Here is a 7260-nt window from a genome sequence, read left to right on the forward strand (position 1 = left end):
GAAAGCCTCCTACGGCTGGTCGGCCTCGACTGGGCAGTACCAGATTTCAGCACGCTGAGCAGGCGGCAGAAGGCTCTGGTCGTGACCATCCCCTACCGCGGCTCGCGGGGGCCGCTGAACCTTATGATCCCCTCTCGGGGCCTCACTTCGTGATGCCCTGCCGGGCAGTGGACAGCACCGGCATCAAGGCGGAGGGCGAAGGCGAGTGGCATGCGCGCAAGCACGGCGGCGCGAAACGCCGTCTATGGCGCAAGATCCACATCCCTTGCGACCGTAGCCGCCAGCTGCGGCGACACCCGCAGATCGAAATTGTCGCGCGAGATCGGAACGGCGGGTATAGACAGGCAATTTCCGAAGCGCGTCCTGACGCGACCCAGGTTGCCGATCGTTGGCACCTCTTGCAAAACGCGAGCGACGCGTTCCAATCCGCCGTCCGTCGCGCAATGCCCGCCGTAGCCTGCAGCGCCGAGCTGGAACCAGCCATCCTGACGGCGGCGGAAAGCCTCCAATTCGACGGCTTTCAACGGCGCCAGAAAACCAACTTGCTGATCTAGCGCATGGGGTCCGAAGGCGTACCAATCAAGCGGATCGTCCGGATCACTGGTCTGAGCCGGGGCTTGGTCCGGGGCGTCCTCCGCGGCGAACGGTAAGACGTCTTCCGGCTGCGCCAAAGCAGCCTTACTCCTTGGTTCCTGCTGCTGGAGGAGCATTGCCCTTGGCCTTTTTCTGCTCGAGCGTGTTGACCAGTTTTGATGGTCTAGAAGAAGCACACCTTTCGACGATGGTGTTCGACAGCCTGAACCGTGGCGAGATGAATTTTCACGTGTCGGGGCTGCCGATGGGCACGATGTTCTCGGATGCATCGATGACCTCGCACCTGTGCAGCTGACGCACCGTAGCCTCGTTGATCTCGTGCTCCGCGACCTCAGCCTTTAGCAAACGCGTAAGGATAGCCGTCGTGCAGCAGACACGACGGCTTCGAAGGCTGGGCCCCCCTGCTCGATCAGGTTGATGACGGCTTGCGACATGCCGTAAATCTTCAGGCTGCTGGGACGCTCCGGTACCGTGCACTTCGGTCCCAACGTGCCCGCCCTCTGGAGCAGTTCTGGTCGGAAATCAATGCATTAATCCAGCCCGATCAAAACCTCACAGCGCCGCATTTTGCGCCGTTCGTAGTTATGCACGCACTGAAGCATCGCCTTCGCAGTTGCAGAATCTGGCGTACTCGGTCAGGGTCGCAGCCGAAACCTGCGCTAGGTTGAACTGGGGCGCGCGTTCCTAGATAAGTCGCGTCGAGGTAGACCAGACGCAGATTCCCTATGAGGTAGCAAAGGCGCGAGACTTGGCATTGAAAAACCAACCTCCCTTGAAGGTCGCCATCGTGCATTACTGGCTCGTCGGAATGCGGGGCGGCGAAAAGGTTATCGAAGAATTCTGCCGCCTTTATCCCCAAGCGGATATATTTACCCATGTCGTGATTCCCGAGAAACTTTCAGACACAATTACAAAACACCGGATCATCGAAACAGGTATTGCGCGCTTGCCCGGTGCGAAAAAGCATTACCAGAAGTATCTGCCTTTCATGCCACGTGCTCTCGAAGCGCTGGATCTATCCGGATACGACTTGGTCATTTCGTCGGAATCCGGACCTGCGAAGGGTGTGATCACTGGACCGGATACCGTGCATGTCTGCTATTGCCATTCGCCAATGCGGTACATATGGGACCAGTACCATATCTATCGCAATCAATCTGGATGGCTGACCCGGTCGGTAATGCCTTATCTTGCGCACAAGCTACGGATTTGGGATACGGTGTCGGCATCGCGTCCGGATCACATCGTGGCGAATTCAGCGTTTGTTGCTAAGCGTGTCGCGAAATTCTGGGGGCGTGAAGCTGACGTAATCCACCCTCCCGTCGACCTAGAGGCTTTTAAGCTGGCCCAGACACCACCTGAAGACTTTTATCTTACGGCGGGCGAACTAGTCACTTACAAGCGCGCAGACCTAGTGATCAATGCCTTCAACCGCTCTGGCAGGAAGCTTGTGATGATCGGAGACGGTCCCGAACGCGAACGTTTGCAGGCCAGCGCGGGGCCAAATATTCAGTTCCTTGGACGTGTTTCCTTCGATGTTCTGCGAGATCACTATGCGCGCTGCCGCGCGCTGGTCTTTCCGGGGGTGGAAGATTTCGGCATTGTACCGCTCGAAGTCATGGCTTCGGGACGTCCGGTAATTGCTTATGGGCGGGGCGGTGCATTGGAGACGGTTCGTGAAGGGCAAACCGGATTGTTCTTTCGGGAAGACAGTCCCACCGCGCTCAACACGGTCATCGATAAGCTTGAAGCGGAATATGAGCAGTTCAACGCGCCTACTATACGGGCTCATGCCGAAGGTTTTTCCGCCGCGCGTTTTCGCGATGCCTTCTCGGAATTCGTGACGGCTCGGATGGCCAGCGCAACATGAGTCTTGCAGATGCCTCTATAGACGGCCGTCAGACAACAAGAGCCACACGATACTCCTCTGGAACGGCTCTGTCGATCCAGGTCGTCTTCGCCCTGAATTTTGCGTCGGCCCTGTTGCTCGAATTAGGGGTAGCCATCGCCGTTCCGGGTATAATGGCAAGCATCGTTCTTTCTTTGGCGGCCATACTAGCTAATCCAATTGTTTCCCGGGTGACATTCCTCGCGATTCTGTTTCTTTTTTATGCCCTAATTAGTGCGATTATGTTCGGTGGGATCCTGTCAATCAAAACGAACGGGCTGGTAGCGTGGCTTGGCGGAGAAGGCCGGTTTTTCTTATACTACTGGCCGTTCATTTTCTTAACTGTAATGCTTCGTAAAGATCCGAACCTAGTGCTTCGAGGAATTGAGCGCTGCCTGTTAGTTCTGACTGTCTTTGGATTTCTGACCGTCATGGTCCGGCATGCCGGCATTCAGCTTTATTCGTCGCACCACGCGGCTGGCGCAGTTCTCGCCTCTTTGGTAATCTTCAACTACTTCCGGTACCGCACGAAAAAGAATTGGGAAGGACTATTCCTGCTTCTTCTCGCGCTCATTGGTCTGCTTGGTACCGGCTCGCGCACATCTGTTCTGGCTGCTGTCATGGGGATGTTCATCCAACAGATCATTCTGATCCGCGTCGGGCAGCTTATAAAGGTTGCTATCTTCATCCCGATTCTTGCTATCGGCATGTCCAAAGCCTTTCCGAATCAATATGATCGCCTGGCCAGCACCTTTACAACGGCCAATCCGTTGGAGGTTATCTCAGTCAATTTCGAACGAGCTTGGCTGGCGGAGCCTCCTTTGGAGTCCGGCAGTGCTTGGTCACTGGAAGCATTTGCTGACAAGCAGGGGCAGGCGAACTTGGCCATTCGTGGTCTGCTGTGGGCCCGAGGCGTGGTTGAGGGAACTAAATCTCCAATCATTGGTACGGGCTTCGGTCGATACAATGACACCGGACGAGAGTTTACCAGAGCTATTCCCTTGGTAAATGTGGTTGTGAGCGCATCGTATTTGAACCCATCCACCCACTCAAGTCATAATACTTTCATTATGATTTTCGCGGAGCTTGGCTTTATTGGTTTGGCGATCATAGGTGGGATTTTTCTTACCATAATTCCAAAATCCATGCAGGTGCTACTTCAAAAGGAAGCTAGCAATGAAGGGAAGCTCTGGGCAGGAACATGCCTTGGCTGCGTTGTCACCCTCTTTCTGGCGGGGCTCACCCAACATAGTCTTGGAGCACCCATTTACGGCCTTTCTCTTATGCAGCTCATCGCCATTGGATATGTGGTCGTTTCAAAGGAGTGAATGTCGTGACAGATCTTAAAATAGATATTTCCGTGATCGGCGCTATGAAGTCCGCCTCCTCTACTGTGACAGATTTTCTGCGGCAGCATCCCGGCGTTTTCGTCCCCCAAAACAAGACACTGAACTTTTTTTCCTATGGCTTGGACGGGGCAACTCTCTCGGAACGTGACGGTGTTGAGGCGACTGCATCCGAACAGGCAGTGCGCAGCGAGGAGGAGTATGCCAAGCATTTCACGGATTCTAAACCCCATCAGCTTCTGTGCGATTGCTCGGATTCCTATTACTTCTATCCTGGTACAGCTGGACGGCTACACGCGCATAACCCTGACATGAAGATCGTATTGGTCATGCGCGAACCAGTTTCCCGCGCATATTCCAGTTTCAATCATGCCCGCAGTCACCTGCTGGAGATGAACGAAGACTTCAAAGCGGTTTTCGCCCGCCCCATCGCTGAGGAAGAGAATCTGCTTCCGATCCGTCGCTACAAGCTCCTAGGATATTATGGCGCTTTGATATCGCCCTTTGTCCAACTTTTTGGCACTGAGCAAATTCATCTAGTCGCCTTCGAGAACCTCGTCGAGGATTACGACGGCACGCTGAAGGAGTTGACGGATTTTCTGGGGTTGCCGCCGCATGAGGGCGAAAAGCTCTGGTCCAATCCTAGTTATGTCCCGCCTTCAGGCTTCACGGGAAAGGCGGTCAGGCTCGTGAAAGGTCCTGCCCGCAAATTACTGCGTTTCGGCAGTAACGACGCCCGGGCCAAAGAGAGGATTAAGTCTTTGATGAAGCTTGTCTATAAGCGCCCGGACATGCTGTCCCAAGATGTCAAAGACCATTTGAAGCCCGCATTTAAAAACGATATCGCTCGGCTCGAGGCTATGTTTGGGCCCGGCTTCTATTCCCACTGGGTCTGAAAGGCGTATCCAAGTATGCTCAAAGGCTCCATTTTGATCTTTTTGCTGATGATCGTCGGCGAATTTCTCGGGTTCGCATTGATCATTGCTGCGACACGGTTGCTCTCTCTGGAGACTGCCGGCTTGCTGATCTATCTGCAGAACAACCTGTTTCTGTTCGGAGCGGTCGGAACGCTCGGCCTTGGCACGGCCATGTACCGCTTCATACCCCGCTACAGAGAGACCGGGCAGTTTGCGACGGTGCATGCTCTCATTCGCTGGTCACGCTCCTGGGCGCTGCTCGCCTCTGTGCTATCCACGGGGCTGTTCGTCGCAACGCAATATATCAGCCCGGAGATCATTCTGAAGCCATGGCACATGGCCTTGTTCGGCATGTGCATTCTCGCTTGGAGCTATCTGACCATGGACAGGCAGATCCTCCGAGCGCTTGGTGTGGTGTTCTGGTCCGACTTTTCGTATCAGATCATTCGGCCGAGCTGTGCAGTTTTGACACTGCTTGTTGGTGTCTTGGTGCTCCCCCAGGATACCGCAGTTTTTGCAGCGCTCCTGATACCATTGCTTCTCGGGCTGATCTATGACTGCTGGCAGTTGCGCCGAACCCTTGGCCCGAGGCCAAAAGATACCGGAACCGACCCGGTGGACCGCGCCGCTTGGTGGCAAAGTTCCCGGCACTTCACCTTGGTCATGATGGCGCGCGTCCTGAGAGACCGGTTGGATGTTCTGATGGTTGGCGCGCTTCTCGGGTTTGAAGCCGCCGCAATCTACGGAATCGTGGCGCGCGTATCGATACTTGCCGCAATGGTCGTCGAGCCAATCCAGAGCATGTTCCAGCCCCGGGCATCGCTACATTTTGCACGGCATGATGAAAGCGGTCTGCAACGGGATATCGTACAAAGCGTCTACTGGAGCGCGACAGCGGCATTGGTGGTTTGTGCTGTACTCTTCGGCGCTCCTGCTTTCTGGCTGCAGCTATTTGGAGAGGCCTTCGATCCGCAGCTCAGTATCCTCTTGCTGATAATCATGATCGTAGGGCGGGTCCCCACAGCGATCTCAAGTACGGCGAATTCTCTGTTGTTGATGTCAGGACATGAAAAGCTGGTCTCACGCCTTATGACGAGCATCAACTTCGTCTTGCTACCAATCAGCCTCTACTTCGGCACGACCCTCGCAGGAATGCTTGGCGCTGCCCTAGCGGTGAGCGGTGTGCGTATTCTGACCAGCGGGCTGGTCATCTATTTCGCTTGGGCGGTTCCTGGCTATCTGATTCTCTCGGTGCCGACACCCGAACGTTTACGCGTCGCGTTCAAGCCTTTTTACAACGCTTTGTCCAGATTGTGGAAGAATTGATCTGCACTGCCTCAACCAATGCCGTACTCAAACAGCCCAGTCTGCCAGAAAAACCAGTGACGATTATGAAAGGAAATCGTGATGCAAGTGAATGACTATATCGATTTCGTCATCATTGGAGCGCAAAAATCTGGGACGACCTCGCTGCACGAGGTCATGAAAATGCATCCGCAAGTTACAATGCCCGCGAGCAAAGAAGTGCCGATCTTCAATCGGACAGATCTTAGCCCTGATGAGATCGCTGCGAAGACGGCGTCTTTATTTCAAGGAAGCCCAGCCGGGTGCCTGAAGGGGAAGGCGTCCCCGCAATACCTACCAAGCAAAACTGCGCTCGAAAACCTTTACGCCGTCAATCCAAAGGTGAAGATCATCGCAATTCTGCGCGACCCGGTCGAGCGGAGCTATTCCCATTTTCGCATGGTCAAGCGCCGGGCAGGGGAAGACGGTGATTTTGATCATGAGATCTTCAGCCTTTTGGAGCAGGATCGTCTAATACAGGCGCGTGCAACGGAACATGAGAACAAGGAAGATGAGTCCGCCTACATCGTTGCTTGGAGTGAATATGGCCGCATGCTGGAACCGTACTTTGAGAAATTCGGCAGAGAAAACATGCTCATTCTCTACACTCGGGATTTGGAGCAAGACGGCGAAGCCGTCTATGCTAGGATCTTTGATTTCCTAGGCATCGACAGGTTTTGGACCGCTCCAGAGATGACGACGGTCTTCCACAAAGGCGGCGACAAGCCCATTGTTAACGTGAAAAAGCTGAAAAAGATCCCCGTGTTTGGCTGGCTTTTGAAAACAGCCTATAACTTGTTGCCAGGGCACTTGAGATACTTGATCAGCACACGCAATATTCGCGCCGTATCTAAGTCCGCCCGGGATCTACACCCTAGCACGAGCGCGCGTCTTGACCGGCATTTTGCCGAAGATCAGTCTAAGATAGATCGTCTGGTTGCGGGCTCATAGCCTCGGCCGGCCGGTGCTGTCTTAGGTTCAGGCCCCATTGATTTTCGCTGGATGGCGTGATTCACGGTTCGAAAAACGATTGACCTGCCACGGGATTTTTCCTCCACCGTCGATTAGAGTCCGGCCCAACCTGAGGACGGACAATGAAGCGAACGAGATTCACGGACGAGCAGATCATCGGCATCCTGGCCGAGCATGAGGCCGGCGCGAAGTGCGCCGA

General features: G+C 54.6%; 5 protein-coding genes and 3 pseudogenes. 7 read left to right on the plus strand and 1 reads right to left on the minus strand.

What is annotated here, in order from left to right:
* Window positions 1-272: pseudogene (locus ACU0DV_RS07355) on the plus strand (transposase); the annotation flags it as partial.
* Window positions 273-284: 12 nt separating this feature from the next.
* A pseudogene (locus tag ACU0DV_RS07360) lies at window positions 285-407 on the plus strand (transposase); the annotation flags it as partial.
* Between the two features lie 298 nt (window positions 408-705).
* Here ACU0DV_RS07360 and ACU0DV_RS07365 read toward each other — a convergent pair.
* Window positions 706-1082 (minus strand): annotated as a pseudogene (locus tag ACU0DV_RS07365) (ATP-binding protein); the annotation flags it as partial.
* Between the two features lie 260 nt (window positions 1083-1342).
* On the opposite strand from ACU0DV_RS07365, the gene ACU0DV_RS07370 reads away from it, so the two are divergent.
* The 5 genes from ACU0DV_RS07370 to ACU0DV_RS07390 all read left to right on the plus strand — a co-directional run bounded on the left by ACU0DV_RS07370 (window position 1343) and on the right by ACU0DV_RS07390 (window position 7040).
* Window positions 1343-2464 carry a glycosyltransferase gene (locus tag ACU0DV_RS07370; protein WP_446194803.1) on the plus strand — a complete coding sequence of 374 codons (1122 nt, stop codon included), beginning with the start codon at window positions 1343-1345 and terminating at the stop codon, window positions 2462-2464.
* Window positions 2461-3810, plus strand: a complete 1350-nt coding sequence (locus ACU0DV_RS07375) for an O-antigen ligase family protein (RefSeq protein WP_446194801.1) — start codon at window positions 2461-2463, stop codon at window positions 3808-3810. The genes ACU0DV_RS07370 and ACU0DV_RS07375 overlap by 4 nt, the downstream gene beginning before the upstream one ends.
* Before the next feature lie 5 nt (window positions 3811-3815).
* Window positions 3816-4724, plus strand: coding sequence for a sulfotransferase family protein (locus ACU0DV_RS07380; protein WP_446194800.1), 909 nt, complete (start codon window positions 3816-3818; stop codon window positions 4722-4724).
* A 15-nt stretch (window positions 4725-4739) separates the two neighbouring features.
* Window positions 4740-6071, plus strand: a complete 1332-nt coding sequence (locus tag ACU0DV_RS07385) for a lipopolysaccharide biosynthesis protein (RefSeq protein WP_446194799.1) — start codon at window positions 4740-4742, stop codon at window positions 6069-6071.
* An 81-nt stretch (window positions 6072-6152) separates the two neighbouring features.
* Window positions 6153-7040 carry a sulfotransferase domain-containing protein gene (locus ACU0DV_RS07390; protein WP_446194798.1) on the plus strand — a complete coding sequence of 296 codons (888 nt, stop codon included), beginning with the start codon at window positions 6153-6155 and terminating at the stop codon, window positions 7038-7040.
* Window positions 7041-7260 lie beyond the last annotated feature (220 nt).

This window comes from Sagittula sp. (assembly GCF_052825245.1).